This window comes from Pseudomonas sp. 05N431, from assembly GCF_056397005.1.
In genome coordinates this window covers 1-572 of the sequence record NZ_JBFTMN010000059.1, presented here as the reverse complement: position 1 = coordinate 572, position 572 = coordinate 1, and the positions used below count along the sequence as shown (strand labels likewise).

Genomic DNA, 572 nt, shown 5'->3' with positions numbered 1-572 from the left:
CGTCGCTCATGGTGTAGCTGAGTGTGACACTGGCCGTGGCGCCCTGCGCCAAATGATCGAAGTCAGTCCCCGGGGTGAACAMCARCTGGTTGCCGACCACGCTGGCCGTGCCCTGGTTTGTCGGTGCACTGGCGCTGACCAAGGTGAATGCGTGGCCGTCGTCGACGTCGGTGTCATTGGCCAGCACGTCGATGCTCAGGGTCTGGTTTTCCGTGCCGGCGGCCGTATCGGCCACTGCCACCGGCGCGTCGTTGGTGCCGGTGATGGTCACGTCCACCGTGGAGCTCGACAGTGCCCCGTGTTCGTCCTGCATCTGGTAACTGAGCGTCACGTGCTCGACCACCCCTTGTGCCAGATGGTCGAAATCGCTTCCGGGGGTAAACACCAGCTGGTTGTCGACCACGCTGGCTGTGCCCTTGCTCGCCGGCGCACTCGCCGAGTTCAGCGTGAACAGGTGGCCGTCGTCAGCATCGGTGTCATTGCCCAGCACGTTGATGCTCAGGGTCTGGTTTTCCGTACCGGCGGCGGCATCGGCCACTGCCACCGGCGCGTCGTTGGTGCCGGTGATTGAT

General features: G+C 64.2%; 1 protein-coding gene. It reads right to left on the bottom strand.

What is annotated here, in order from left to right:
* Positions 1-572 (bottom strand): Ig-like domain-containing protein (locus AC1DIG_RS29295; protein WP_477770111.1); only part of this gene is annotated, 572 nt, incomplete at both ends.